Genomic DNA, 26,393 nt, shown 5'->3' with positions numbered 1-26,393 from the left:
GAGTGATCGCCTGGGCGGGGGTGATCGAGCACCGAGCGCACCCGCTCGCCGCCGAGCAGCTCACGAGGCCACGACGACTTCGATTCCGGCGCTCTCGAAGGCAGCGCGATCGCCTTGCGTGATGCCGTCATCGGTGATCAGGGTCGTGAAGTCGGAGAGCAGGCCGACCGTGGCGAACGCCCTTCGCCCGATCTTGCTGGAGTCCGCGATGAGTATCGCTCGCTCGGCTCGCCTGGCCATGAGCGCGTTTACGGCGGCTTCGCGTTCGTCGTGGACCGTGACGCCGAACGCCGGATCGACACCGTTCACGCCGATGAATGCCAGGTCCATCGTGATCTGGCCGAGGACTTCGTCGCTGTACGGTCCGACCAGTTCGTACGAACGTGATTGCACCACGCCACCCGTCACGACCGTGCGGATCTGCGGGCGAACGGCCAGCTCCGCCGCGATGTTCACGGCGTTCGTCACGATCGTGAGTCCGTGCTGGGGAGCGCGCTGGGCGATGTCGGTCCTGACGGCGAGCGCGGCCGCGACGCCCGTGCTCGTCGTGCCACCCGTCAGTCCGACGACCGCACCGACGGGGACGAGCGCGCTCGCGGCCCTTGCGATGGCCTGCTTCTGAGCCGCGTTGTGTTCCCGTTTGTACCGCAGGGGAAGGTCGTAGGCCACAGAGCGGGCGCTGGCCCCGCCTCGCGTGCGGGTGAGCAGTTGCTCGGTCGCGAGCGCGTCGAGATCCCTCCTTGCCGTGGCGACCGAGACGCCGAGCCGGGAGACGATGTCGCCGATCTCGACGCTGCCCGATTCGCCGAGGAGGTCGAGCACGGCGCGTAGGCGTTCCGCGCGGTTCTTCATCGCATCCGATCCCCTCGGGGTAGCCGACCTGGCCGCACCAGACGAGGGCGCAACGTTGTCATGGTACGGCCGGCCATGCGGCGGCCGGCGCACTGGATTGGGGTAACACGCATCGCGATGCAATTTGAGCGATGTTGAAACAAACGGGCAACAAACGTGCAACTTCTGTCTTGCGGAGTCACTTCTGTTGTGCTCAAATGACCCAGCACGGTTCACGGCACAGCACGAAGAAGCGCAGTGAGGAGCGAGGGATGCCCGTTGGCGAACAGATCGAGGTCGGCGTCGTCGGCGCGGGCGCCCGGAGCCGGCTGGCGCTGAACGCGCTGGATTCCTCGGTCCCGGCACGCATCGCGGCGGTCGCGGACACCACCGAAGAGGGGCGCGCGAGGGCGGCGCAGATCTTCGGGCCGGAGGCATCCGTTGTGCCAGATGTGGGATCGCTCATCGCGCAGGGCATCGATGCTGCCTTCGTCACGACGCCGGACTTCACGCACGCGGCCATCGCGTCCCAGCTGCTGCGTGCCGGCGTGGCGGTCTACCTCGAGAAGCCGCTCGCCATCACCGTCGAGGGCGCCGACGAGGTGCTGCGGGCTGCCTACGAGTCGGGCTCGAGGCTCTACGTCGGCCACAACATGCGGCACATGCCGGTCGTGCGCCTCATGCGCCGGCTCATCCAGAGCGGCGAGATCGGAGAGGTGAAGGCCGTCTGGTGCCGGCATTTCGTGGGCAACGGCGGCGACTACTACTTCAAGGACTGGCACGCCGAGCGCGCGAAGACGACGGGGCTGCTTCTGCAGAAGGGTGCCCACGACATCGACGTCATCCACTGGCTCGCCGACGGGTACAGCGTCGACGTCACGGGCATGGGCGACCTGACGGTGTACGGCGCGATTCAGGATCGTGCCGACAACACAGGCCACGTCATGCAGGACTGGTTCTCGTACGACAACTGGCCGCCGGCATCGCAGACCGGCCTCAACCCCGTGATCGACGTCGAGGACATCTCGATGGTCTCCCTGCGCCTGGACAACGGGGTGCTCGCCAGCTACGAGCAGTGCCATTTCACGCCCGACTACTGGCGCAACTACACGGTGATCGGCACGGAGGGTCGCCTGGAGAACTTCGGCGACTCAGCAGGAGGCACCGTGCGCGTCTGGAACCGCCGAACGTCCTACAACGAGTCGGGAGACGAGTCGTACCCGATTCCCGAGGGCGAGGGCGGACACAACGGAGCCGACGCGCTCACCGTGGCCGAGTTCCTCCGCTTCGTGAGCGATGGAGGGGCCACCGACACGTCACCCGTCGCAGCACGCAACGCCGTCGCTGCCGGCGTGGCCGCGACCGAATCGTTGCGCAACGGGTCGATGCCACGACGCGTTCCGCCCCTTGCGCCTGAGCTCCTCGACTATTTCGCACACCACCAACAGCGTCGAGGCGTCGCCTGACGCCTCTTCCCACCACACCGAAGAAAGAGAAGCGATCATGGACCGTCGTTCCTTCCTCTCCCTGGCGGCACTCGGCGGCGTCAGCCTCGGGCTCGGCGCCACCCTGGCCGGCTGCAGTTCGCAGACTGCGGGAACGGGTACCCAGTCGGGAAGCTACAAGCCGCCGTCGAAAGATCTGAAGGCGACGATCAGCTACGCCATCTGGGACGTGAATCAGCAGCCGGCGATGGAGAAGATCGTCGCCGCGTTCAACAAGATCTATCCCAACATCAAGGTCAACATCCAGCTCACGCCGTCTGCGGGCAACGCGTACTGGACGAAGATGACCACCCTCGCGCAGGGAAAGAACCTGCCTGACGTGTTCTGGATGAACGGGCCGCACATCCAGTTGTTCGCCATGAACAACCAGCTCATGCCCATCGATCCGCTGGTCTCCGCCGGCCAGGTCAAGAAGAGCGACTACCCGTCCGCGCTCGTCAACCTCTACACCGTGGGCGGCAAGCTCTACGGAACGCCGAAGGACTTCGACACCATCGGCCTGTATTACAACAAGGACCTGCTCAGCCAGGCCGGAGTGACCGAGCCCACATCGTCGTGGACCTGGGACGACATCAAGAAGAACGGCAAGGCCGTCTCCGACCATTTCAACAAGAGTGTCTACGGCTTCGCAGGCGACCTGACCGGTGGACAGACCTCGTGGTACAACACCATGCTGCAGGCAGGCGGATACATCATCTCGCCCGACCACAAGAAGTCGGGTTACGACCTGTCTGGCTCGGTCAAGGGCCTTCAGTTCTGGGCCGACGTCATCGCCGATGGCATCTCGCCCTCCATGCAGCAGCTCACCACCACGACCGCCAACGACTGGTTCACCTCAGGCAAGCTGGCCATGGTGATGGACGGCGACTGGGAGACGACGCCGTACCACCAGGCCTTCGGAGACAAGCTCGGGGTGGTCCAGCTGCCGAAGGGTCCGAAGAGCAACCAGTGCGTCATCCACGGGCTCGGCAACGTCATCGCGGCCACCACGAAGGAGCCGGAGGCCGCCATGGCTTTCGTCGCCTATCTCGGAAGCAAGCCGGCCGCCCTGGTCCAGGCCCAGGCGGGTGTCGTGATTCCGGCGTTCAACGGAAGCCAGGAGGTGTGGGCGGGGTCCATCCAAGGCCTCGACCTCCAGCTGTTCCTCGACGAGGCGAAGTCGGCATCGCCCTATCCGATCTCGAAGAACACCTCGGCGTGGAACCAGATGGAGTCGGACATTCTGCCTGCGGCCTTCGCCGGCCAGACTCCCATGGCCCAGGCGGCGAAACAGCTCGCCGACCAGATGAACGCCGAACTCGCGAAGGAATGACGCGATGAGCACCTCCACCGCCACGGCCACGACGGCCGGGACGGCGCAGGATTCGCCGTCCCGGCGTCGCATCCTGCGGCCCGACGGCCCCTGGCCGTGGGTCTTCGTGCTTCCCGTCGTGTTCGGCGTCGCGATCTTCTATCTGTGGCCCATCCTGAAGACCTTCTACCTCAGCTTCACGACGGTCGGGGTCTTCGGCGGCTCCACGTTCACGGGTCTGGCGAACTACGCGACGATGTTCGCGGATCCGCAGATCCCGCGCTCGATCCTCAACACCGCCGTGTACACCGTCATCGTGTTGCTCGGCATTCCGATCGCGGTCTGGCTCGCCTCGCTGATCGAGCGGCCAGGCATGCGTTTCCGCGGGCTCTACCGCACGCTTTACTTCATTCCCTACGTGACGATGCCTGCTGCGGTGGGAATCGTCTGGCGACTCATCTTCAACGGCGATTTCGGCCCCATCAACTGGCTTCTCTCGCTCGTCGGCATCTCCGGGCCGTACTGGCTCGCGACCCCAGGGTTCGCGCTCGTGGCCGTCTCGGTGGTCGGGCTCTGGATGTCGCTCGGCTTCAACCTGATCATCATCAGCGCCGGCCTGCGCGAAATCCCGGTCGAGCTCTACGAGGCCGCTCAGGTGGACGGTGCGTCGCGGTTCCGCCAATTCCGCAGCATCACGGTTCCGCTGCTGACCCCGAGCATCTTCTTCGTGTCGATCATCACAGTGGTGAACGGGTTCCAGCTCTTCGACCTGCTGTACGTGATGCTCGGCAAGTCGAACCTCGCCATGCCGCAGACCCAGAGCCTGGTCTACATCTTCTACAACGAGGCGTTCCTTCAGAACAATCAGGGCTACGCCAGTGCCATCGGCATCCTGATCCTGGTCATCATCGCGGCGCTGACCGCCGTGCAGTTCCGTCTGCAGCGACGGTGGGTCAACTATGTCTGAGAACGTCTCGACCGCGGCCTTCCTGGGCCAGGACCCCGCCGAGCTGCGGAGGGCCGCACGTCGGCCGCGGGGGCGGCGAACGCAGTCGAACGCCGGTGCGCACATCGTGCTGCTCGCCGGCGGGCTGATCATGATCTCGCCGCTGCTCTACCAGATCGTCATGTCGCTGTCGACGAGTCAACAGGTCGAGAGCGCGCCGCCGACGTTCTGGCCGGGGGTGCTGCAGTGGCACAACTACCTCGACGTGTTCGCCCAGATGCCATTCGGTCAGGAGCTCTGGATCACCGTGGCCATCACGGCGGTCCGCCTGATCGGGCAGCTGATCCTGTGCTCCATCGCCGGGTACGCGTTCGCGCGCATGCGCTTCACGGCCAAAGGAGTCATCCTCGCCGTCATCCTGTCGATCATCATGGTTCCGGCCCAGATCTACCTGATCCCGCAGTACCAGATCATCCAGAGCCTCGGATGGCTCAACACCGTCATCGGAATCGCGGCACCCGGTGTCTTCAGCGCCTTCGGCACGTTCCTGATGCGTCAGTTCTTCATGGGCCTTCCGCAGGAGCTTGAAGACGCCGCCCGCATCGACGGCGCGAGCTCGTTGATGATCTTCTGGAGGATCATGCTGCCCTTGGCAGCCAACGGTCTGTGGGCGCTCGGCATCATCACGGTGCTCTGGTCGTGGAACGACCTGATGTGGCCGCTGGTCGTCACCTCGAGTGCCGGGTCGGCGCCGCTGAGTGTCGGCCTCGCCAACCTGCAGGGCGTGCACAGCAGCAACTATCCGGTGCTCATGGCAGCGAGCCTCATGGCCATGCTGCCCATCCTGGTGCTCTTCATCGCGCTGCAGAAGCGCGTGGTGGCGGGCATCGGCCGCAGCGGGCTGAAGTGATGGCTGCGCCTGAAGAACAGTGGAGCTTCATGCTCTGCGACGCACTCGAGAAGGTGTACCCGGATGCCGACCCGCGGCCGTGGCAGGAGGGCCTCGGCCTGAGTGCGACGCTTGGCGAGACGGCGTCGTTCCAGCTCGCCTATCGGCCGCCGATGAGTGCCGGCTTCCGCACTCCGGCGCCGCTGCGCCTCCACCTCGAGGGGGCGTCCTCCGACCTTGTCGCGATCCATCGCGTCGAGCTCGTTCCGTGCCAGATGCCGGCGTTCCCCGGACACGACGACGGCTACGATCGGGACCTTCCCGGCTTGTACCCTGACCTGCTCAGGCCGTTGGACGACGGCGAGCTCTGGCCGCTGTTCGGCTCGTGGCGTGCCGTGTGGTTCGATCTGACGGTCGACGACGAGGCGAGGGCGGGCATCCAGGGCGTGATCGTCGTCGTGTCCGACGAGTCGGGCGTCGAGCTCTTTCGGCGCGAGGTGAACGTCACAGTGCTGCCGTTGCGACTGCCTGCTCTGGAGATCGTGAACAGCCACTGGCTGCACGCCGACGCCATCGCCGACCACTACGGCGTCGAGGTCTTCAGCGAAGAGCACTGGGAGCTGATAGATCGCTTCGTCGCCTCTGCCGCAGGCATGGGCGTGAACTCCCTGCTGACACCCATCTGGACGCCTCCGCTCGACACGGCGGTCGGGCACTACCGCACGCCCGTGCAGCTCGTCGACGTTGAATGCCTCCCCGAGGGTTCCTACCGCTTCGGCTTCGATCGGCTGGTGCGGTGGCTCGAACTGTGCCGACGTCACGGCGTCTCCGGGGTCGAGGTCGCCCATCTCTTCACGCAGTGGGGCGCCGAATTCACTCCAGCGGTCTATGCAGACCGCGGCGGTGAGCGGGTGCGATTGTTCGGCTGGGATGTGCCGGCGACCGACGCGAGGTACCGATCCTTTCTCGAGCAGCTCCTGCCGAGCCTGATCGAGGTGCTGGACGCAAACGCCGATCGGGATCGGGTGGTCTTCCACATCTCCGACGAGCCGCACGGCGACGAGCAGCTCAAGAACTACCTGGCCGCAAAGAGCATGGTCGCCGACCTGCTGGAAGGGCGCCGCATCGTCGATGCGCTCAGCGACTTCGCGTTCTACGACAGTGGCGCGGTGCAGGTGCCCGTGGTGGCCACGGATGCCATCGCAGCGTTCCTCGAGAGTCGCCCGGCCGAGCTCTGGGCGTACTACTGCGTCTCTCAGGACCGCGACGTGGCGAACCGGTTCTTCGCCCTGCCGTCTGCGCGCAACAGGGTGATCGGCCACCAGCTGTTCCGGTTCGGCATCCAGGGGTTCCTGCACTGGGGCTTCAACTTCTACTACTCGTGGCACTCGCTCCGACTCGTCGATCCGTTCCGGGACACGTGCTCGGGTGGTGCATTCCCAGGGGGCGACCCGTTCGTGGTGTACCCGGGCGAGAACGGGCATCCGCTGCCCTCGATCCGCTACCGGGTGTTTGCACAGGCGATGGCCGACCACAGGGCCATGCAGGCGCTGCGGGACCGCGACGGCCTCGACGCCGTGCTCGACCTGATCGATTCGAACGGAACGCTGCGGTTCGACAGCTTCTCACCGGATCCCGCGCACTATCTGAGCGTGCGAGAAGCGATCAACGCACGGCTCGTGCGTGATTGACCCGTTGACGCGCAACGCGGACGGCAGATGCGATACACCGTAAGGGTGTCGGTGCGAAGGAGGACGACAGCGTGAAGGCGCTCTACAAGGCGCAGGCCGGTCCTGGTCTGGCGCTGGTCGATCGGCCGGAGCCGGTGCCCGCTGAGGACGAGGTGAAGATCCGCGTGCTTCGTACGGGGATTTGCGGCACCGATCTGCATATCCGTCGTTGGGATGACTGGGCGGCGTCGGCGGTCGTGGCTCCGCTGATTCCCGGTCACGAGTTCTTCGGCGAGGTGGTCGAGGTGGGGCCGCTTGTGCACGAGGTGGTGGTCGGTGACCTGGTCTCGGGTGAGGGTCACATCGTGTGCGGTATGTGCCGCAACTGCCGGGCGGGGCGGCGTCAGATGTGCATCCGCACGAAGGGGCTGGGAGTGCAGCGAGATGGCGCGTTCGCCGAGTACCTCACGCTGCCTGGGACCAACGTCTGGGTGCACCACGAGTCGATCGATCCGGATGTCGGGGCGATCTTCGACCCGCTCGGCAACGCCGTGCATACCGCACTGGCCTTCCCGCTGGTGGGCGAGGACGTGCTCGTGGCCGGGTGCGGCCCGATCGGGCTGATGGCCATCGCGATCGCCAGGCACGTGGGGGCGCGCTTCATCGTCGGAACCGATATCAGCAAAGACCGGCTCGCCATGGCGTCTCGCATGGGCGCCGATCTCGTCGTCGATGTCTCCGAGGACACGATGCGGAATGCTCAGCGCACGCTGGGCATGCGGGAGGGCTTCGATGTGGGCTTCGAGATGAGCGGTGCGCCGACCGCGTTGCCGCAGATGATCGAGAACATGAACCACGGCGGGCGCATCGCCATGCTCGGGCTGCCCAGCGGTCCGATCGCCATCGACTGGGGCATCGTGGTGACGCACATGCTGACGCTGAAGGGCATCTACGGCCGCGAAATGTTCGAGACGTGGAACGCCATGGATGCCATGCTGCAGACGAGCGGGGTTCTGCGAGAGGCGATCGGCTCGATCATCTCCGAGCGGATGCCCGCGAGCGAGTGGGAGCGCGGGTTCGAGGCCGCGGCATCCGCGCACGGTGGCAAGGTCATCCTGGACTGGACGGTGGTGTGATGTACGCAAGACTCAAGGAGCACCTGGCCAACGAGTTGGCCGGTATCGAGGCCGCGGGTCTCGCGAAGCACGAGCGTGGCATCCGGGGCCCGCAGAAGGCCGAGATCGAGGCGGATGGGCTTCAGGTTCTCAACTTCTGCGCCAACAACTATCTGGGCCTGGCCGACAGTCCGGAGCTGGTGGATGCCGCCACTGGCGCACTCCGGGAATGGGGCTATGGTCTGGCGAGTGTGCGGTTCATCTGCGGCACGCAGGAGCAGCACCTCGAGCTCGAGCGGCGCGTGTCCGAGTTCCTGCGCACCGAGGCGACCATTCTGTACTCGTCGTGCTTCGACGCCAACGGCGGCCTGTTCGAGACGCTGCTGGGTGCCGAAGACGCCGTCATCTCAGACGAGCTGAACCATGCGTCGATCATCGACGGCATCAGGCTGTGCAAGGCGCGACGGCTGCGGTACCGCAACCGCGACCTCGACGACCTGGAGGAGCAGCTGAAGGCGGCACAGGATGCCCGCTTCCGCGCGATCGTCACCGACGGCGTCTTCTCGATGGACGGGTACATCGCGCCATTGCAGGGGATCTGCGACCTGGCGGAGAAGTACGACGCGCTCGTGATCGTGGACGACTCGCACGCAGTGGGGTTCGTCGGCCGGCACGGGCGCGGAACACCTGAGCTGTGCGGCGTCGAGGATCGCGTGGACGTGCGAACCGGAACGTTCGGGAAGGCGCTCGGCGGGGCCTCAGGGGGTTACGTGTCTGCCAGGCGCGAGATCGTCGACCTGTTGAGGCAGCGTTCGCGGCCCTACCTGTTCTCGAACTCGCTCGCGCCGGCGATCGTGGCCGGAACGCTGGCGGCGCTGGATCTCATCGAGCGCTCGGACGACGCACGGGTACGGCTGACGGAGAACGCCGCGCTGTTCCGTTCGCTCATGACGGAGGCGGGTTTCGAGCTGCTACCGGGCGAGCATCCGATCGTGCCCGTCATGTTCGGCGATGCGGCGCGCACTGCCGGCATCGCCTCCCAGATGCAGCGCAGGGGCGTGTATGTCACCGCGTTCAGCTATCCGGTCGTTCCGGTCGGGAGAGCGAGGATCCGCGTGCAGCTGTCCGCGGCGCACACGCCAGAGCAGATCCACCGCTGCGTCGACGCGTTCGTCGCAGCGCGGGACGCCGCCTGACGGGCACGTACTGTCCTCCCGCCAGCCCGGCCGGGTGCCCCGACCGCGGGTAGAGCCCCGACCGCTGGTTGAGCCCCTTCCGCCGGTTGAGCCCCGACCGCCGGGTGCCCCGACCGCCTGTTGAACCTCATACCGCCGGTTGAGCTTGTCGAAACCGACCACCGAGTTTCGACCGGCTCAACCCGCGGCTCAGCACAACCTGCGATAGTGCTGCGACGGGCCCGCGGCCACGGTAAGCTTGCGGCGTCGCAACTGGCGTATCGGCGCGTGCCGGGGATCCGGCATCCGTCGCGGATGGTTCACCATCGGGGAGCGACTGAACCTCTGAGATTCAAAGGCGGATTCGGCCGCGCGCCTGGGCCGACGCGAATGAGACGTGCACACGTCCGCCCGAGAACGAAGAGGAGCCAGGCATGACCGTTTCCCCCACCTTCAACGCGCCATTGGCGGAGGTCGACCCCGAGATCGCCGAGGTGCTGAATCTCGAGCTCGGTCGCCAGCGCGACTATCTCGAGATGATCGCGAGCGAGAACTTCGTTCCACGTGCGGTGCTCGAGTCGCAGGGCTCGGTGCTCACCAACAAATACGCCGAGGGTTATCCCGGCAGGCGTTACTACGGCGGATGCGAGTACGTCGACATCGCAGAGAACCTCGCGATCGAGCGTGCGAAGTCCCTCTTCGGTGCTGAGTACGCGAACGTGCAGCCGCATTCAGGGGCATCCGCGAACGCTGCCGTGCTGAGCGCGATTGCCCAGCCGGGCGACACGATCCTCGGGCTCGAGCTCTCGCACGGCGGTCACCTCACGCACGGCATGAGGCTGAACTTCTCGGGCAAGCTCTACAACGTCGTGTCGTACGGCGTTGACCCTGAGACGTTCCGCGTCGACATGGACGTGGTGCGCCAGAAGGCCATCGAGCACAAGCCCAAGGTCATCATCGCCGGCTGGTCGGCATACCCGCGTCATCTCGACTTCGCCGCGTTCCGTGCGATCGCCGACGAGGTGGGTGCGACGTTGTGGGTCGACATGGCGCACTTCGCCGGACTGGTAGCCGCAGGCATCCACCCGTCTCCCGTGCCCTACGCGCACGTCACGAGCTCGACCGTGCACAAGACCATCGGCGGCCCGCGTTCCGGCTTCATCCTGAGCAATGACGCCGACATCGCCAAGAAGCTCAACTCCAATGTGTTCCCTGGCCAGCAGGGCGGTCCGCTCATGCACGTCATCGCTGCGAAGGCGACCGCGTTCAAGCTGGCGGCGACCAACGAGTTCCGCGACAGGCAGGAGCGAACGGTGCGGGGCGCTCAGATCCTCGCCGAGCGGCTGACCGCTGCCGACGCGAAGGCGGCGGGTGTCGACGTGCTCACCGGCGGTACCGATGTGCACCTCGTGCTCGTCGACCTGCGTACCTCCCAGTTCACGGGCAAGGAGGCGGAGGACCGCCTGCACGAGGTCGGTATCACCGTGAACAAGAACGCGGTGCCGTTCGACCCGCGTCCACCGATGGTGACCTCTGGGCTGCGTATCGGCACGCCCGCGCTGGCGACGCGCGGTTTCGGTGACGGCGAGTTCACCGAGGTGGCCGACGTCATCGCTTCCGCGCTGAAGGCGAACGCGGACATCCCGTCGCTGCGGTCTCGGGTCAAGAAGCTGACGGATGCCTTCCCGCTCTACCCGGGACTCGGTCCGTCGGGCTTCCCGGTCGAGCAGGTCGAGCTCGCTTCGTCGATCGAGGGTTGAGGGCTATGGCGGCCATCCGGCTGGACGGCAAGGCAACTGCTGCGGCGATCAAGCAGGAACTGGCGGAGCGGGTTGCGGTGCTGAAGGAGCGGGGGATCGTTCCGGGCATCGCGACTGTGCTCGTCGGCGCCGACCCTGCGTCGCAGCTCTATGTCGGCATGAAGCACCGGCAGTCCGAGGCGATCGGCATGAACTCGATCCAGGTCGAGTTGCCTGCCGATGCCACGCAGCACGACGTCGAGGCGGCGATCGATCGTTTGAACGCGGATCCGGCGTGCCACGGCTACATCGTGCAGCTGCCGTTGCCGAAGCATCTGGACACCGATGCCATCCTCGAACGCATCGACCCTGCGAAGGATGCCGACGGTCTGCATCCGACGAACCTCGGCCGGCTCGTACTGAACGTGAATGCGCCGATCGAGACGCCGCTGCCGTGCACGCCGCGTGCGGTGATCGAGTTGCTGCTGCGGAACGACTACGACCTGAAGGGCAAGCACGTCGTCGTCGTCGGGCGCGGCGTGACGATCGGGCGCTCCATCGGCCTGCTGCTTACGCGGCGGGCGATCAATGCGACCGTGACGCTCACGCATACCGGCACCCGCGACCTGCCGTTCTACCTGCGCCAGGCCGACGTGATCGTGGCGGCGGCGGGCGTGAAGCATCTGGTGCGGGCCGAAGACGTGAAGCCAGGGGCGGCTGTGCTCGACGTGGGTGTGACGCGTGAGGACGATCCCGAGACCGGCAAGTCGAAGGTGTACGGCGATGTCGCCCCAGGCGTTGCGGATGTCGCAGGCTGGCTTTCCCCGAACCCGGGCGGCGTGGGCCCAATGACGGTCGCATTGCTGATGACGAACGTGGTGGAGGCCGCCGAGCGGCTGTAGGTGGGTGGCGCCGCCGTCACGTGCGCCCTGCGCGAGCTCAGCTGGTTGTCAGTGTCGCCGTGCGGCACCTCAGCTGGTTGTCGGTGCCGCCGTTCAGTCACCTCCAGAGCTCGTCGGCGCCGCTGCTTCGTCCGAGGTCAGCAACACGACGTTTCCATCCGGATCATCCACCATGGCGGCGTACGGGCCAGCGGTCTTCACCGGTTGCATTCTGCCGTGGAAGCCCGCCGCCGTGAGTTCCGACCATTTCGCGTCCACGACCTCGTCGTGGCCGACGTAGAACTCGAGCAGCTGCTGGTAACCCGATTCCGGCCGCTCGAAGCTCGCATCGTAGCGTGACGCGAAGCTCGTCGTGAGCAGAAGGCTGACGCCGCTGCCCATGCGGTGCACGACGATCGGCCGGCCGGGCGGTGGGTCGGGGATGTCGAGACCGAGCTGGCGATAGAACTGGATCGAAGCATCCAGGTCGCGGACCTCGAGAACGACCATGCTGAGTTGGATCTCCATGCGTGGAAGTCTGCCGCCTGCCCGCGACATTCGCTCCTCCGCGTGCACGGAGTGTGGAAGGCCGCTACCCGCTGCACGCTGGGGACGAGGAGAGACGCTTATCCGGCCGGCTTTCCGTCCCCAGACCGCGATGTTCGGCACTCGAACACAGGTGCGATCCATTCCTCCGGTACACACTTGATATGTCGGCTGTGTGTTCTATTGTGAAGGCATGAATCGAGGAGAAGCAGTCGCGGCGGCAAGGCCGTTGCCGACCTGGGCTGAGGCGCAGCCCCTCGATGCCCAGATGCTGAATCCAGACACCTGGCCCCTCGATGCCTTCGCATTCGAAGACGATGGCGGGTTCGAGCCCGAACTCTTGCCGCCTGGCTGGCCGGAGAACGACCCCGTATACCTGCAGCTGGTCGGTATGCTTCCGCCGAGCGATGAGGCGTCTGCCGAATCTGCTGACAGCCGTGAGATGGGACGCGACCCGCAGGTAGAAGCACGTCGTCCTTCGCCGCCGCCCTCGGAGGCCCGTCCGATTCTCGACGCCCCTTACGAAGAACTCGACGTGCTCACGGCAGAACTCGTCGCGATCGAACGCGAGCGATCGGCGCTTGAAGCGCGACGAGCATCGGTCCTCGCGCGCGGTCATGCGTGGGCGGCGCGCTGGGCGGACGAGGTCGTGGCGCTTTCGGAGACGCCGGCCCACCGGCGTGAACTCGCCCACCGTCTGATGCTCGCGGAGTTCGCCACCGCGACCCGCACGTCGGAACGCACGCTTGCCGCACACGTCGATCGAGCGGCGGCCCTGATCGCGCATCCGTCCGTGCACTCCGCGCTGAGCGGCGGCACAATCGGCTCGGTACACGCGACAGTGATCGTCGACGAGCTCGAGGCGCTACTGCAGACCGATGGTGAATCGCCCGCTGTCGCCGCCATGGCGGAGTTCGAACAACGATTGCTCGATCGCGCCTGTGTCTCGACACCTGGCGAGGTACGCCGGCTCGCGAGGCGTTGGCGGGAGAAGGTTCTGCCTGACGCGCTGACCGTGCGACACGAACGTGCCCGAGCAGGGCGCCGGGTATGGCTCGAGGCACTCGATGACGCCATGGGATGCCTGCACGCCATCGCCCCCATCGACGAACTTTCGCGCATCAGAGCGAGTCTCACTTCTGAGGCCATCGATCTGCACAAGGCCGACGACTCTCGCACGATCGATCAACTGCGTACCGACGTGCTCGTGCAGCGGCTGCTCGCCGGTGGTGTGAGTGGACGTTCCAGGACCGACAGCGAGAGTTCGGCAGGAGGTCCTGATGTTTCCGATGATGATCCGGCCCCGAAGGTCCTGCCGTCGCTGCGTGTGCTCGTGACGGTACCTGTGATGACACTCGCCGGCCTCTCCGATGAGCCAGGGCAGCTCGACGGTTACGGGCCCCATCCCACCCGACATGGCCAGGCGGCTCGTCGCGCACGCTCCCGGCTTGACCCGGGTGTTGACCCACCCCGTCACGGGCAGAGTTCTCGACGTCGACCGTGCGAGCTACAAGGTTCCCAAGTCGCTTCGCAACTGGCTCATGGTCAGGGACGGCTGGTGTCGGTTCCCCGGATGCTTTCGCCGCGCGATCTCCTGCGAGGCGGACCACACGATCCCCTGGGAACACGGCGGAACGACCAGTGCGGACAACCTGGCGCATCTATGCCGAAAACACCACAGGCTGAAGGGTCTGACGGATTGGCGGGTGGCACAGGTGAAGGCTGCACGCGGGAAAGACGGTGCACCGCCGATCGGAACGCTCAGCTGGGTGAGTCCAACGGGGCGGAGCTACGTCACCCGCCCCGCGGAAGGGGTGGGAACAACTATGTGGAGTCGCTGCGCGGAGGGCGGGATGAAACCACCACGTGGAGTCGGTGTGGAGGGGCCGGGATGAAACACCATGTGGAGTCGCTGCGTGGAGTGTCCCGGAGAGAAGCCGCCGGGCGCGAACGGCCCGTGGCGAACGTGCGCCGTGCAATGCCCGCCGACCGCGGGGTGCGCCGTGCAATGCCCGCCGACCGCTCATGTTCCCGGCCCGCCGGTCCCTGCGCTACATTCCAGACATCCGCTGCAACTCCGCACGACCGCAAGGTCCCCACTCAGGAGCGCCGCCATGACGACCCTCGACGACGGTTCAGCAAGCCCGACCGGTGCAAGCCCGACCGGAGCAGGCGCCCCACGGCCCAGCGCCATGGCCGTTGAACTCAACGCACTGAACTCGATCGACGAGTCCGAACGCCGCGGCACACCACGTGGCTTGTTCTGGCCGTGGTTCGCAGCAAACGTGTCCGTGCTCGGCGTGAGCTACGGATCGTTCCTGCTCGGGTTCGGCATCTCGTTCTGGCAGGCCACGATCGTCGGCATCCTCGGCATCGTCGTCTCATTCCTGTTCTGCGGATTCATCTCCCTTGCAGGCAAGCGGGGCTCGGCCCCGACTCTGACTCTGAGCCGCGCGGCCTTCGGCGTGCACGGCAACAAGGTGCCGTCGGTCATCTCGTGGCTGCTCACCGTCGGCTGGGAGACCGTGCTCGTCGCACTTGCGGTACTGGCCAGCACGACCGTTTTCAAGGAGCTCGGCGGCGCCGGCGGAACGGCTACCGAGATCATCACGCTCGTGGTCGTCGTCGTCCTGGTCATCGGCGGCGGAGTGTTCGGCTTCCACGTCATCATGCGCCTGCAGGTCGTGATCACGATCGCCACCGCCGTGCTCACGATCGTCTACATCCTGCTCGTCGCGAACCACATCGACTTCGCAAGAATCGCCGAGCTCCCCTCGGGCGACCTGCCGAAGCTCATCGGCGGATTCGTCTTCATGATGACCGGCTTCGGCCTCGGCTGGGTGCAGGCGGCCGCGGACTATTCGCGCTACCTGCCGCGGAGATCCTCGAGCGGCGGCGTCATCGGCTGGACAACATTCGGAGCTTCCCTTGCTCCCGTCATCCTCGTGGTCTTCGGGCTCATGCTCGCCGGCTCGTCGCAGAAGCTGTCGACGGCCATCGGCAGCGACCCGATCGGCGCACTCACCACGATCCTCCCCGCCTGGTTCCTCGTGCCGTTCGCCGTGGTCGCCGTACTCGGACTCATCGGCGGTGCCGTGCTCGACATCTACTCATCCGGCATTGCCTTGCTCAGCGCGGGCGTCAACATCCCGCGCCCGGTCGCCGCCCTCATCGACGGCGTCATCATGATCGCCGGTGCCGTCTACATCGTGTTCTTCGCGAACGACTTCATCGGACCCTTCCAGGGCTTCCTCATCACACTCGGCGTTCCGATCGCCGCATGGTGCGGCGTGTTCCTCGCCGACCTCACTCTGCGCCGCCGCAACTACTCCGACCGCGACCTGTTCGATCCGCGAGGTCGTTATGGCAGCTGGAACTGGCTCGCCATCGCCCTGCTCGTCATCGGAACGGCGATCGGATGGGGCCTCGTCATCAACCCATACGGCCTCGCCTGGCTGAACTGGCAGGGCTACCTGCTCGGCCCACTCGGCCTCGGTGGCGTCAAGGGCATCTGGGGCGCCGCGAACCTCGGCGTTCTGGTCGCCCTCCTGATCGGCTACCTCGGCGTCGTCATCTTCGGACGAGGCCGCGTGCGCCGGCAGGAAGCACTGCCCGAATCGCCGCCGCAGGACTCGCCGCCGCAGAACGACCCCGATTCCACGGCTCGGGAGCGCGCGCGATGAGCGAATCGCCCTGGCTCGTCGTCATCGACATGCAGCACGTCTTCGGTGACCCGCAAAGCGGCTGGTTCACACCGCGGTTCGACGAGGCGAGGGAAGGCATCGGTCGTCTGTTGCCCGCCTTCGGCAACCGGGTCGTGCACACGCGGTTCATCGCCCCAGAACACCCACAAGGAGCCTGGGCGGCCTACTACCAAGTGTGGCCGTGGGCGCTCGTGCCCGACGACGACCCGCTCTACCGCCTGGTCGACGAGCCGGCGCCCGAGCACGGGATCGTCACCGAGACCACCTTCGGCAAGTGGGGTGCGGCGTTGAACGACGCGACAGGCGGTAGCCGCGAACTCGTGCTGGCCGGCGTCTCGACCGACTGCTGCGTGATCTCCACGGCTCTCGCTGCGGCCGACGCCGGCGTGCACGTGCAGGTGGCAGCGGATGCCTGCGCCGGCGCCACCGACGCCGACCATCGTCGCGCGCTCGACGCCATGGCGCTCTACACGCCGCTCATCGAGCTGACCGACGTCGACGCGGTGCTCGCATCGCTGGCTACCCTGGACCGATGAGCATCGACACCTCTCACTCAGCGGTACAGGCGGTGGAGCGCGAGCTACGCGCACACGGCATTCAGGGCGAAGTGGTCTGGCTCGACGAAGCGACGCCGACCGCCGCCGCTGCGGCCGCAGCGCTCGGCGTCGAGGTCGGCGCGATCGCCAACTCCCTCGTATTCACGCTCGACGGCGAGCCCGTGCTCGTGATGACCTCGGGCGGCCATCGCGTCGATACCGCTTATCTCGGCGAGCGTCTCGGCGGCAGCCTGAAACGAGCATCCGCAGAGACGGTCAGGGAGGCGACCGGACAGGTCATCGGGGGAGTGGCGCCCACCGGGCACCCAGCGCCCCTTCGCACCTGGGTAGACACGGCACTGCGGTCATTTCCCCAGATCTGGGCGGCTGCGGGCCATCCGCACACGGTGTTCCCGCTGACGTATGACCAACTCGTCGAGCTCACGGGAGGTGCCGAGGTCGAGGTGGAGCCGACCCGCTAACGTGCCGGATGCCGAGGCCCGGCCGCGATGCGGAGCACGCATCAGGCAGCGCGCGGATCAGGAAGCAGGCAGCGCGCGGATTAGGAAGCAGGCAGCGCGGAGCGGCTGACGCGCAGGAGGAATCAGGCCGCAGACACGCGGCGCTCAGGCATCCTGCGGGTAGATGATCGCCTTCACCGCGGCAGGGTCGGCAGCGCCGATGGCGAGGGCATCCGCAGTCTGCGCAAGCGAGAAGCTGTGCGTGTGCACGCCGCTGAGGTCGACCCTTCCCGAGGAGATGAGAGCGATGCCGAGCGGCCAGGTGTTCTGGTAGCGGCTCACCATCGAGATCGTGATCTCGTTCCAGTTCAGCGTGTGCAGCGCAAGCTCCACGTTCTGCTTGGCGATGCCGATGACGGCCGCCCGGCCGGCCGGACCGAGGCGTGAGAGCCCGTCCGCTAGCACGCCCGGCGCGCCCGAGCACTCCAGCAGCACGTCGAAGGTGCGTGACGAGCGACCCGCCGATCCGCTCAGCTCCACCGCGAATTCATGCCGGCTCGCCAGTTCGAGGCGCGGCTCCGCAACATCGGTGACGGTCACCGTTCTCGCCCCGAGGGCGCGCGCCGACTCGGCGGCCAGCAGCCCGACGGGGCCGGCACCTGTCACCAGAACATCGTCGCCCGGACGCAGTCCCGCCCGCTGGCATCCCCACAGCCCGACGGAGAGCGGCTCGACGATGGCGCCCTCCTCGAACGTCATCGAATCGGGCATGCGGAACAGCGTGCGGGCATCGATCGCCAGCCTCTGCACCAGAGCGCCGTCGACCGGCGGCGTGGCAAGGAACCGAAGGTTCGGGCACAGGTGGTACCTGCCGGCCCTGCACTGTTCGCACGTCCAGTCCGGCACGCTCGGCTCGATGGCGACACGGTCGCCAGGCACGACGTTCGTCACACCCTCGCCGACGGCCACGACCTCGCCCGACACCTCATGCCCGAGGATGAGGTCGCCGTCGACGACATACGGGCCGATGCGGCCGTAGCGGTAGTAGGCGACATCCGACCCGCACACGCCAACGGCACGGATCGCGACGACCGCCTCGCCCGGGCCGGCAACCGGCTCGGGACGCTTCTGCAGTTCGATGGTGTCGATGCCCGTCATCACGGCGGCGAGATTGCTCACGACTCGACCCCCACCCGGGTCCCGCCCCGATGCAACTCGAGGTGCTCCAAGTACACCTCCGCGTTGTGACGGATGCCCGCCACCTCTTCGTCCGTGAGCTCGCGTCGTACCTTCGCGGGCACACCCGCGACCAGGGACCGGGGTGGCACGACCGTGCCCGCCGTCACGAGCGCACCGGCGGCGACGAGAGACTGCGTACCGATGACAGCGCCGTTCATTACCGTGGCGTGCATTCCGATGAGCACGTCGTCCTCGATGGTGCAGCCGTGCAACACCGCGTTGTGGCCGACGGACACGCCTGCGCCGAGCGTGAGCGGAAAGCCGTCGTCGACGTGGCACGAGCAGTTGTCCTGGATGTTCGAGCGCTCACCGATCGCGATCGGCTCGTTGTCGGCGCGAAGCACCGCGTTGTACCAGACGCTGGCACGGTCGTGAAGGGTGACGGCGCCGATCAGCTGGGCGCCGGGCGCCACCCAGCCCGTGTCTGCGACGCGGGGGGATCGGCGGTCCGGCAACGAGGTGAGCCGGGCATCCGGATGTGCGGTCATGCGATTCAGGGTATGCCAAGCGGGCGCGTTGGCCCGTGCTCAGCGGGCCCGGTGGCTCACTCGTTCCTGGATGCCCCTGCCGAGGGGACGACCGCGAACAGATCGGGCTGCGCATACCCGTGCTCGGCGAACGCGGCGTCGACGGATGCCTCCACCTGCGATACGAGTTCGTGCGGCACGAGCGCGATGGCCGAACCGCCGAACCCGCCGCCCGTCATCCTCGCTCCGATGGCGCCATAGTTCTGCGAGATCTCCACGGCGAGATCGAGTTGCGGAACCGAGATCTCGAAGTCGTCGCGCATGGATCGGTGCGAGGCATCCATCAGGTCCCCGATGGCGCGCGGGCCCTGCTCGCGCAGGATTCGCACAGTGTCGAGAACCCGCTGGTTCTCGGTGACCACGTGACGCACACGCCGGAAGGTCTCGCCGTCGAGCACCTCCCGTGCCCTCGGCAAGTCGGCGATCGAGATCTCCCGAAGCGACTGCACTCCGAGTGCTCGCGCCCCAGCCTCACAGGATGCCCGCCGGGCCGCATACCCGCCAGCCGCGTGCTCGTGCTCCACCTTCGTGTCCATCACGAGCACCTCGAGTCCCGCCTCGTCGAAGCCGAGCGGGATGACGTCGGTCTCGAAGCTGCGGCAGTCGATGAAGATGCCGCTGTCGGGTCGCCCCAGGAGCGAGGCCGACTGGTCGAGGATGCCGGTCGGCGCGCCGACCACCTCGTTCTCGGCGATGTGCCCAGCCTTCACGAGCGTCTTGCGGTCGAGGTCGAGCCGCCACACGTCGTTCAGCGCGACCGCGGTCGCCGACTCGATCGCCGCCGATGACGAGAGGCCGGCACCGACCGGAACGTCGGAATCGAGGTACAGGTCGAAGCCGGGCACGGCGGCGAGGTCGGCGCCCAGCTGTCCGAGCGCCCAGGCAACGCCGAGCGGATAGTTCTGCCAGCCGGGAGCTCCTCCCGGTCCGAGCTCGGACAAGGACGCCTCCACCACCTGGTCGGTGAACGACGACGAGACGCGCACGAGCCGGTCGTCGCGCACGCCGAGCGCCGCGACGGTACGCCGATCGATCGCGAATGGGAACACGAAACCGTCGTTGTAGTCCGTGTGCTCGCCGATCAGGTTCACCCTGCCAGGTGCCGACCACACGCCGTCCGGCGCGTGGCCGAAGATTTCGGTGAAGCGGGTGTGGGCTGCAGCGACGAGGTCGAGGGTCATACCGGGTTCTCCTTGTCAGCGCGCGCAATCGCAGCGCGCAGGTCTTCAGCCTGTTTCTCCGGCGGCACGTCACCGACCCAGGCACCCATGGCCGCCTCGCTGCCTGCCTGGAACTTGAGCTTGTCCGCGGCCCTGCGGGGCGAGGTGAGCTGCAGGTGCAGACGCACGTCGTCCCTGTGCGTGTTCACCGGTGCCTGATGCCACGCCGCGATGTACGGGGTCGGGGTGTCGTACAGGGCGTCGACGCCCCGCAGCAGCCGCAGGTAGAGCGTGGCGAGTTCGTCGCGCTCGTCTCCGTTGGTGCCGGCGAAGTCGGCAACCTGCCTGTGCGGCACCAGATGCACCTCGAGCGGCCACCTCGCCGCGAACGGAACGTAGGCGCTCCAGTGCGAGCCGGTGAGGAGCATCCGCTCCCCGGAACGCTCGAACTCGAGGATGTCGTCGAACAGGTTCGGACCGTACGCCTCCACGGAGCAGAGCAATCGCTGCGTGCGCGGCGTGACGTAGGGGTAGGCGTAGATCTGACCGTGCGGATGCCCGAGCGTCACGCCGATCGCCTCACCCCGGTTCTCGAAGGGGAAGACCTGCTGGATGCCCGGCAGTGCTGACAGCGCGGCCGTGCGGTCGGCCCACGCCTCGATCACGGTGCGCGCTCGAGAGGCCGAGATGCTGCCGAACGCGCCAGAGTGCTTGGAGGAGAAGCACACGACCTCGCACCTGCCGACGGCCGTGCGAACGCGACCGATGCCGACCTCTGCGAGGTCCGCGAGACCGGCAGGAGCATCCGCATCGTCCACGGCAGGGCCGAACGACGGCGACCGGTTCTCGAACACCGCGACGTCGTAGTCGCTGGGGATCTCCGATGGGTTGTCGGGCGTCTGAGGAGCGAGCGGGTCGAGCTCGGCTGGTGGCAGCACGACACGGTTCTGCCTGGCCGCGGCGATGGAGATCCAGTCGCCGGTCAGCGGATCCTGGCGCATGAGCGCCGTCTGCGGCCGGGGACCGAGCGTGCGCAGGTCGGGCGCTCGGTCGGGCGGAAGGGTGGTGTCCGCGTCATCGAAGTAGATGAGCTCGCGGCCGTCTGCGAGACGATGCTCTCGCTTGGTGATGGTGCCCACCCCTGAACCTTACCTTACGCATTGACAACCAAACAAAAGCAAACGTAAGTTTATCGCGTGCCCGACGCCACAGCTTCGACCTCCGGCGCTGTTCCGGATGCCGGCGCCCCGGCGACGATCCGGCGGCAGCGAATGCTCAGCCTGATCGGCGAGCGGGGATTCGTGCGCGTCGGCGAGTTGAGCGAGACGTTCGGCGTCTCCGACGTCACCGTGCGCGGCGATCTCGCGGTACTCGAGGGCACGCAGGGCATCAGGCGCGTGCACGGCGGAGCGATGCCGCGCGTGACTGGCCCGCTGCACGAACTCTCGTTCGAGGAGGCGCTGGAGAGCTCGGCAGACGAGAAGCTGGCCATCGCCCGACTCGCGGTCGCCCTCGTCGAGCCTGGCATGAGCGTCATCGTGGACGTGGGCAGTACGTGCATGGCGTTGGCGCGAGAGCTGGCCAGGCGCGAAGACCTGCACGATGTCACCGTCATCACCAACGGACTGACCATCGCGCTCGAACTCGAGAACGCCATACCTCGGGTCCAGGTGATCGTGACGGGCGGAACGCTCCGCCCGCTGCAGCATTCCCTCGTGGCACCGCTCGCCTCGCTCATGTTCCCTCATGTGCGCGCCGACCTCGCCTTCATCGGCTGCAACGGAGTGGATGCCAGTGCGGGCGTCACCAACATCAACCTCCCCGAGGCGGAGCTGAAGCGCGAGATGGTGCAGGCATCCGCTCGTGCCGTCGTCCTGGCGGACGGTTCGAAGGCCGGCATGGTGCACCTGGGCCGCATCGGCGAGCTATCGGATTTCGACGCCGTATACCTCGGCGCGTCCGCTGACGAGCGAGCGGTGCGCAAGCTGCGCGCGACGCGCACGACGATCGTCAGCGCCTGAGGGACCGCCAACGAGTTCGTCCCACGACCTACTCTGGTGTCATGCGTGCACCCACAGGTGATCAGTACGAGTTGACGTGCGAGACGCCCAACGGGCAGGCGAGAGCCGTCGTCACGCAGGTCGCTGCAGGCATCCGTTCGTATTCCGTCGGCGGAATCGACGTCACCGAGCCGTTCGACGAGTCGTCGACACCGCCCGGCGGGTGCGGCATCGTGCTCGTGCCCTGGCCGAACCGCGTGAAGGATGCCACCTGGTGGCTCCGTGACGAATCCGGCTCCGTCAGCGAGCAGAGGCTCGCGGTCACCGAGCCCGCACGCGGCAACGCGATCCATGGCCTTCTCCGCTACGCGCCGTACCTGCTCGTCATGCGGGGGAGGGATTCGGTCACCCTGAGTGCGACCGTCTACCCCCAGCTCGGGTATCCGTTTCTGCTCGACACCACTGTGCGCTACACGCTGGGCGCCGAAGGCCTCACGGTCGAGCACACCATCGTGAACGCCGGAGAGCACGACGCACCCGTGGCGATCGGGGCCCATCCCTATCTCAAGATCGGCGGCGTGAACACGGCCGACCTCGTGCTGCGACTGGATGCCGCCACGCACTTCGACGTCGACGAACGCATGAACGTGGTCGACGAACACCCGGTCGAGGGGACCGAGTACGACCTGCGGGCCGGACAGCGGGTCGGCGATCTGAAGCTGGACCACGGATTCGGCGGCGTTCAGCACCACGACGGACGTGCTGAGCACTCGATCACGGCACCGGACGGACGCTCCGTCACGCTGTGGGCCGACGAGTCGTTCGGCTACGCGCAGGCGTTCACGAACCGTTCCTTCGCGACCCTGCCGGCCGGCGAGGTCGCGCTCGCCGTCGAGCCGATGACCGCGCCTGCCAACGCACTCAACTCCGGGCAGGGCCTGCAGTGGTTGAGCCCGGGGGAGACGTTCAAGGCGCAGTGGGGAATCCGACCCCGGCTTTCGGCACGAGCCACAACCGGAGGTTGAGATGGCGCGACCAACAAGCACCGAGATAGTGCTCGTCGGCCGTGTGTCATCCCGCGTTTTCGACGAGCTCGATTCGCTTCCCAACGTGCGCGCCGAGCGGTTCGGGGCCGAAGCCGCCGCGCAGGACGAAGACGTAGCCGAGAAGCGTGCGCGTTCGTTCGCAGCCTCCGTGCACAGCCCCTACGCCGTGCACGATGTGGATCCTCTCGCGAGTGTGGGCCGCGCCTGGGTGACCTACTTCGATGAGAGCGCCCCTGCCGGCACGCTCGAGGTCGCGGTCGAGGAGCTGATTGCGCGGCTGCGACGCGGTTCGGCAACACTGCCCGACTACTTCGTGGTGCTCGATCCCGAGTCGTTGCCGGTCACCGAGCGGCACTGGTGGCTGGGAGCGGTGGCCGGAGCAGCACCGAGCCGAGTTGTGCCTGCGCCTTCGGATGCCTGGCGCCTCGCGCAGACCATCGCAGGACTGCCGGCGGGCCGCTGGTGGCCGGACGACGAGGCATCCTGGCTGCACGGGCTCGCCTCCACGGTTCCCGACCGCATAGGCCGGCTGTGACGCCATCGAGGAGAGAGGGAACCACAGCATGCACGCAGTAGCACTGACCCGAGGGCTGCCGATCGACGACGAACAGAGCCTCGTCGACGTCGAGCTGCCCGATCCCCGGCCGGAACCGCGTGACGTTCTCGTCGAGGTGCGCGCGGCATCCGTGAACCCCGTGGACGTGAAGCAGCGCGCCGGCAGCCCGGAGGTGGAGACGCCGCGCGTGCTCGGGTACGACGGTGCTGGGGTCGTGCGCGAGGTGGGCGAAGGCGTGACGCTGTTCCGTCCGGGCGATGAGGTGTGGTGGGCAGGGCAGCTGGACCGGCAGGGGTCGGATGCCGACCTGCAGCTTGTCGACGAACGCATCGTCGGGCGAAAGCCGGCCTCGCTCGGCTTCGCCGAAGCCGCGGCGCTGCCGCTCACGACCGTCACCGCGTGGGAGTGCCTGTTCGACAAACTCGGGCTCGACGAGGGCAGCGAGGGTGACCTGCTCGTCGTCGGCGCGACGGGAGGCGTCGGTTCGATAATGCTGCAGCTCGTGCGGGAGCTCCTGCCGGGCGTACGCACGATCGCGACGGCATCCGGCGACGAAAAGGCCGGATGGGTGCGCACACTCGGCGCCTCGGCCACAGCCGACCACCACGCCGACCTGGTCGGCGACGTGCTTGCGGCGGCGCCCGAGGGCGTCGACTGGGTGTTCTCGGCCCACAGCGCAGGCCGCGCAGGCGACTACGCCCGCGTGCTGAAGCCGTTCGGTGCGATCGTGGCGATCGATTCGGGCCGAGACGTGGACTTCGACCTGCTCAAGCCGAAGAGCCTCAGCTGGCACTGGGAGTTGATGTTCACCCGGCCCGTGCAGCGCACGCCCGACATGATCCGCCAGCACGAGTTGCTCGATGCCGTCGCCGACCTCGTGGACTCCGGCCGCACCACCTCGACCGCCACGAACGTGCTGCACGGCTGGGATGCCGCCACCTTCCGCGAGGCGCACCGGCTTGTCGAGACGGGGCGGACGATGGGCAAGGTCGTCGTCGCGCGCTGAGCCCGACGCGCCGGATGCCTCGCGCTACTTGGGCGCCACCGCGTTCGCCTTGATCACCGACCGGTACCAGCCGAAGCTCTTCTTCGGCGAGCGTTTCTGCGTGAGGAAGTCGACGTGGGTGAGGCCCCAGCGCTGGGTGTAGCCCTCCGCCCATTCGAAGTTGTCGAGGAACGCCCACACATAGTGGCCCTCCAGCGGCACTCCCGCCTGGATGGCCCGTGCGGCCTGCTGGAAGTGCGAGCGCAGGTAGTCGATGCGCGCCTGGTCGTTCAGCCCGTGCTGCAGATCGTCGTCGGGAATGCCGTTCTCGGTCAGCACGAGCGGCACCTTCTTGTAGTCGTTCTTGATGCGCGTGAGCAGATCGTACAGCCCCGGCGCCCAGATCTGCTCCCAGCTCGCAGCCGATGTCTCGTGGATCTGGACCATCTGCCCGTTGAGGTCGACGCCTGACACGCCGTAGTAGTTGACGCCCAGCACGCCGATGGGGGAGGAGATGGCCGCCAGATCGCCATCTTCGATCAGTGAAGCGAACCGGTCTGGGTCGGCGGGGAGTTGCCCGTTTCCGGTGCCGATGGCATCCGTGGGGTAGCTGCCTTTCAGGATGGGGTCGAGGAACAGTCGGTTCTGCACCGCGTCGACGTTCTTCGTCTGCAACGCCGCGGCCGGATCCGTGGCCGTCACCGGCGTGAGGTTGAGCACGGGACCCACCCGGCCCTTCACGCCGTGCGACCGAAACGACTGGACTGCGAGCCCGTGTGCCAGCAGCTGGTGGTGAACGGTTGCGGCGGCTTGGTTCGGGTCCATCACGCCTGGGGCGTGATTGCCGTACCAGTAGCCGTTGTACGCCTGCGTCTTCGGCTCGTTCAGCGTGAACCAGTCTGCGTCGACATCGGAGAAGGCTCCAAAAACCAGGTCGGCGTAGTCGGCGAATCTGTTCGCGCAGTCGCGCACCGGCCAGCCGCCGGCATCCTGCAGTGGCTGCGGCAGATCCCAGTGATACAGGGTGATGGCGGGCCGGATGCCTCGCTCGGCGACACCGTCGATGAGCCGCTTGTAGAAGTCGAGCCCCTTCTGGTTCGCAGCGCCCGAGCCGGTGGGCTGGATGCGCGGCCACGACAGGGAGAACCGGTAGCCGCCGACGCCGAGCGAGGCCAGCAGATCGAGGTCGGAGCGCCAGCGGTGATAGTGGTCGGCTGCCACGTCACCCGTCAACCGGTCGCGGATCCGGCCGCCCTCGTGCGAGAAGGTGTCCCAGATCGATGGACCGCGGCCGTCTTCATTCCACGCCCCCTCGACCTGGTACGCACTCGTCGCCGCGCCCCACACATACCCCTTGGGGAAACGCATGGGGGAGGCGGGCGCGGTCCACGCCGCTGTGCGGTGCTGCGGTGCGGGCACGCATCCCTGGAGTACAACTCCCGCCAGCGTGCCGACCGCTACCGCGCCGGCGATGCCCATGAAGCGTCGTCTGCTGAATGAGGAATTCGAGCTGGTCACGAGCCACCTTCGCCTCGGGCTCTCGCGACCGGCACGGCAGGCTAGAGAGCGCTCTCTGGGGATGCGGTCAGCA

Annotated in this window: 24 protein-coding genes and 1 riboswitch; of the genes, 17 read left to right on the top strand and 7 right to left on the bottom strand. The window is 67.0% G+C overall.

Translation table 11 applies throughout. The features are described 5' to 3' along the window. Positions 1 to 60: 60 nt before the first annotated feature. Positions 61 to 852, bottom strand: a complete 792-nt coding sequence (locus ACO2Q7_RS06550) for a DeoR/GlpR family DNA-binding transcription regulator (protein WP_423354803.1) — start codon at positions 850 to 852, stop codon at positions 61 to 63. A gap of 251 nt (positions 853 to 1,103) precedes the next feature. Between ACO2Q7_RS06550 and ACO2Q7_RS06545 the strand changes: the two genes are divergently transcribed. The 9 genes from ACO2Q7_RS06545 to ACO2Q7_RS06505 all read left to right on the top strand — a co-directional run bounded on the left by ACO2Q7_RS06545 (position 1,104) and on the right by ACO2Q7_RS06505 (position 12,063). Continuing rightward, positions 1,104 to 2,297 (top strand): Gfo/Idh/MocA family protein, encoded by a 1,194-nt coding sequence (locus ACO2Q7_RS06545; RefSeq protein WP_423354802.1) that lies wholly within the window; start codon positions 1,104 to 1,106, stop codon positions 2,295 to 2,297. Between the two features lie 37 nt (positions 2,298 to 2,334). Further along, positions 2,335 to 3,648, top strand: a complete 1,314-nt coding sequence (locus tag ACO2Q7_RS06540) for an extracellular solute-binding protein (RefSeq protein ID WP_423354801.1) — start codon at positions 2,335 to 2,337, stop codon at positions 3,646 to 3,648. Between the two features lie 4 nt (positions 3,649 to 3,652). Next, positions 3,653 to 4,594: a carbohydrate ABC transporter permease gene (locus ACO2Q7_RS06535; protein WP_423354800.1), complete on the top strand. Its 942-nt coding sequence runs from the start codon at positions 3,653 to 3,655 to the stop codon at positions 4,592 to 4,594. Next, the gene (locus ACO2Q7_RS06530; RefSeq protein ID WP_423354799.1) at positions 4,587 to 5,483 is read left to right on the top strand and encodes a carbohydrate ABC transporter permease; all 897 of its coding nucleotides are present in this window, start codon (positions 4,587 to 4,589) and stop codon (positions 5,481 to 5,483) included. Before ACO2Q7_RS06535 ends, ACO2Q7_RS06530 begins: the two co-directional genes overlap by 8 nt. Next, positions 5,483 to 7,153 carry a DUF4091 domain-containing protein gene (locus ACO2Q7_RS06525; protein WP_423354798.1) on the top strand — a complete coding sequence of 557 codons (1,671 nt, stop codon included), beginning with the start codon at positions 5,483 to 5,485 and terminating at the stop codon, positions 7,151 to 7,153. The genes ACO2Q7_RS06530 and ACO2Q7_RS06525 overlap by 1 nt, the downstream gene beginning before the upstream one ends. 71 nt (positions 7,154 to 7,224) lie before the next feature. Then, entirely contained in the window at positions 7,225 to 8,268 is a 1,044-nt protein-coding gene (gene tdh, locus ACO2Q7_RS06520; protein WP_423354797.1) for an L-threonine 3-dehydrogenase, read from the top strand. Beyond that, the gene (locus ACO2Q7_RS06515) at positions 8,268 to 9,443 is read left to right on the top strand and encodes a glycine C-acetyltransferase (RefSeq protein WP_423354796.1); all 1,176 of its coding nucleotides are present in this window, start codon (positions 8,268 to 8,270) and stop codon (positions 9,441 to 9,443) included. Before tdh ends, ACO2Q7_RS06515 begins: the two co-directional genes overlap by 1 nt. A gap of 238 nt (positions 9,444 to 9,681) precedes the next feature. Continuing rightward, a riboswitch (ZMP/ZTP riboswitch) is annotated at positions 9,682 to 9,811 on the top strand. A 45-nt stretch (positions 9,812 to 9,856) separates the two neighbouring features. Continuing rightward, the gene (gene glyA / locus ACO2Q7_RS06510) at positions 9,857 to 11,182 is read left to right on the top strand and encodes a serine hydroxymethyltransferase (protein WP_423354795.1); all 1,326 of its coding nucleotides are present in this window, start codon (positions 9,857 to 9,859) and stop codon (positions 11,180 to 11,182) included. 5 nt (positions 11,183 to 11,187) lie between these two features. After that, positions 11,188 to 12,063: a bifunctional methylenetetrahydrofolate dehydrogenase/methenyltetrahydrofolate cyclohydrolase gene (locus ACO2Q7_RS06505; RefSeq protein ID WP_423354794.1), complete on the top strand. Its 876-nt coding sequence runs from the start codon at positions 11,188 to 11,190 to the stop codon at positions 12,061 to 12,063. A 93-nt stretch (positions 12,064 to 12,156) separates the two neighbouring features. Here ACO2Q7_RS06505 and ACO2Q7_RS06500 read toward each other — a convergent pair whose 3' ends face one another. After that, on the bottom strand, positions 12,157 to 12,570 hold the full coding sequence (locus tag ACO2Q7_RS06500) for a VOC family protein (RefSeq protein WP_423354793.1): 414 nt from the start codon (positions 12,568 to 12,570) through the stop codon (positions 12,157 to 12,159). Between the two features lie 1,388 nt (positions 12,571 to 13,958). On the opposite strand from ACO2Q7_RS06500, the gene ACO2Q7_RS06495 reads away from it, so the two are divergent. The 4 genes from ACO2Q7_RS06495 to ACO2Q7_RS06480 all read left to right on the top strand — a co-directional run bounded on the left by ACO2Q7_RS06495 (position 13,959) and on the right by ACO2Q7_RS06480 (position 17,310). Further along, positions 13,959 to 14,483, top strand: a complete 525-nt coding sequence (locus ACO2Q7_RS06495) for an HNH endonuclease signature motif containing protein (RefSeq protein ID WP_423354792.1) — start codon at positions 13,959 to 13,961, stop codon at positions 14,481 to 14,483. Between the two features lie 219 nt (positions 14,484 to 14,702). Continuing rightward, positions 14,703 to 16,271, top strand: a complete 1,569-nt coding sequence (locus tag ACO2Q7_RS06490) for a purine-cytosine permease family protein (RefSeq protein WP_423354791.1) — start codon at positions 14,703 to 14,705, stop codon at positions 16,269 to 16,271. Beyond that, the gene (locus ACO2Q7_RS06485) at positions 16,268 to 16,828 is read left to right on the top strand and encodes a cysteine hydrolase family protein (protein ID WP_423354790.1); all 561 of its coding nucleotides are present in this window, start codon (positions 16,268 to 16,270) and stop codon (positions 16,826 to 16,828) included. The genes ACO2Q7_RS06490 and ACO2Q7_RS06485 overlap by 4 nt, the downstream gene beginning before the upstream one ends. After that, complete coding sequence (locus tag ACO2Q7_RS06480) at positions 16,825 to 17,310, top strand: YbaK/EbsC family protein (RefSeq protein ID WP_423354789.1); 486 nt, start codon at positions 16,825 to 16,827, stop codon at positions 17,308 to 17,310. Before ACO2Q7_RS06485 ends, ACO2Q7_RS06480 begins: the two co-directional genes overlap by 4 nt. 144 nt (positions 17,311 to 17,454) lie before the next feature. Here ACO2Q7_RS06480 and ACO2Q7_RS06475 read toward each other — a convergent pair whose 3' ends face one another. From ACO2Q7_RS06475 to galT, 4 genes are read right to left on the bottom strand one after another with little or no spacing between them, the layout of a single operon-like run. Next, positions 17,455 to 18,468, bottom strand: a complete 1,014-nt coding sequence (locus ACO2Q7_RS06475; protein ID WP_423354788.1) for an NAD(P)-dependent alcohol dehydrogenase — start codon at positions 18,466 to 18,468, stop codon at positions 17,455 to 17,457. Beyond that, a complete protein-coding gene (locus tag ACO2Q7_RS06470; protein ID WP_423354787.1) occupies positions 18,465 to 19,016 on the bottom strand; it encodes a gamma carbonic anhydrase family protein in 552 nt (183 codons plus the stop codon). Before ACO2Q7_RS06470 ends, ACO2Q7_RS06475 begins: the two co-directional genes overlap by 4 nt. A 56-nt stretch (positions 19,017 to 19,072) precedes the next feature. Further along, positions 19,073 to 20,236 carry a galactokinase gene (galK, locus tag ACO2Q7_RS06465; protein ID WP_423354786.1) on the bottom strand — a complete coding sequence of 388 codons (1,164 nt, stop codon included), beginning with the start codon at positions 20,234 to 20,236 and terminating at the stop codon, positions 19,073 to 19,075. After that, on the bottom strand, positions 20,233 to 21,354 hold the full coding sequence (gene galT, locus ACO2Q7_RS06460) for a galactose-1-phosphate uridylyltransferase (protein ID WP_423354785.1): 1,122 nt from the start codon (positions 21,352 to 21,354) through the stop codon (positions 20,233 to 20,235). Before galT ends, galK begins: the two co-directional genes overlap by 4 nt. Before the next feature lie 57 nt (positions 21,355 to 21,411). Here galT and ACO2Q7_RS06455 point away from each other — a divergent pair, with 57 nt between their 5' ends. Genes ACO2Q7_RS06455 through ACO2Q7_RS06440 form a run of 4 tightly spaced genes read left to right on the top strand, consistent with a single transcriptional unit; the run spans position 21,412 to position 24,823 of the window. Further along, the gene (locus ACO2Q7_RS06455; protein WP_423354784.1) at positions 21,412 to 22,236 is read left to right on the top strand and encodes a DeoR/GlpR family DNA-binding transcription regulator; all 825 of its coding nucleotides are present in this window, start codon (positions 21,412 to 21,414) and stop codon (positions 22,234 to 22,236) included. A gap of 41 nt (positions 22,237 to 22,277) precedes the next feature. Then, on the top strand, positions 22,278 to 23,240 hold the full coding sequence (locus tag ACO2Q7_RS06450) for an aldose 1-epimerase family protein (protein ID WP_423354783.1): 963 nt from the start codon (positions 22,278 to 22,280) through the stop codon (positions 23,238 to 23,240). Between the two features lies 1 nt (position 23,241). Then, on the top strand, positions 23,242 to 23,796 hold the full coding sequence (locus tag ACO2Q7_RS06445; RefSeq protein ID WP_423354782.1) for a hypothetical protein: 555 nt from the start codon (positions 23,242 to 23,244) through the stop codon (positions 23,794 to 23,796). A 28-nt stretch (positions 23,797 to 23,824) separates the two neighbouring features. Beyond that, on the top strand, positions 23,825 to 24,823 hold the full coding sequence (locus ACO2Q7_RS06440) for a zinc-binding alcohol dehydrogenase family protein (RefSeq protein WP_423354781.1): 999 nt from the start codon (positions 23,825 to 23,827) through the stop codon (positions 24,821 to 24,823). Between the two features lie 24 nt (positions 24,824 to 24,847). Here ACO2Q7_RS06440 and ACO2Q7_RS06435 read toward each other — a convergent pair whose 3' ends face one another. After that, on the bottom strand, positions 24,848 to 26,320 hold the full coding sequence (locus ACO2Q7_RS06435) for a GH1 family beta-glucosidase (protein ID WP_423354780.1): 1,473 nt from the start codon (positions 26,318 to 26,320) through the stop codon (positions 24,848 to 24,850). Between the last annotated feature and the right edge of the window lie 73 nt (positions 26,321 to 26,393).

Origin of the sequence: Rathayibacter sp. KR2-224 (assembly GCF_049446075.1) — a bacterium.
Classification (GTDB): Bacteria; Actinomycetota; Actinomycetes; order Actinomycetales; family Microbacteriaceae; genus Humibacter.
This window is presented reverse-complemented; position numbering and strand designations above follow the sequence as displayed.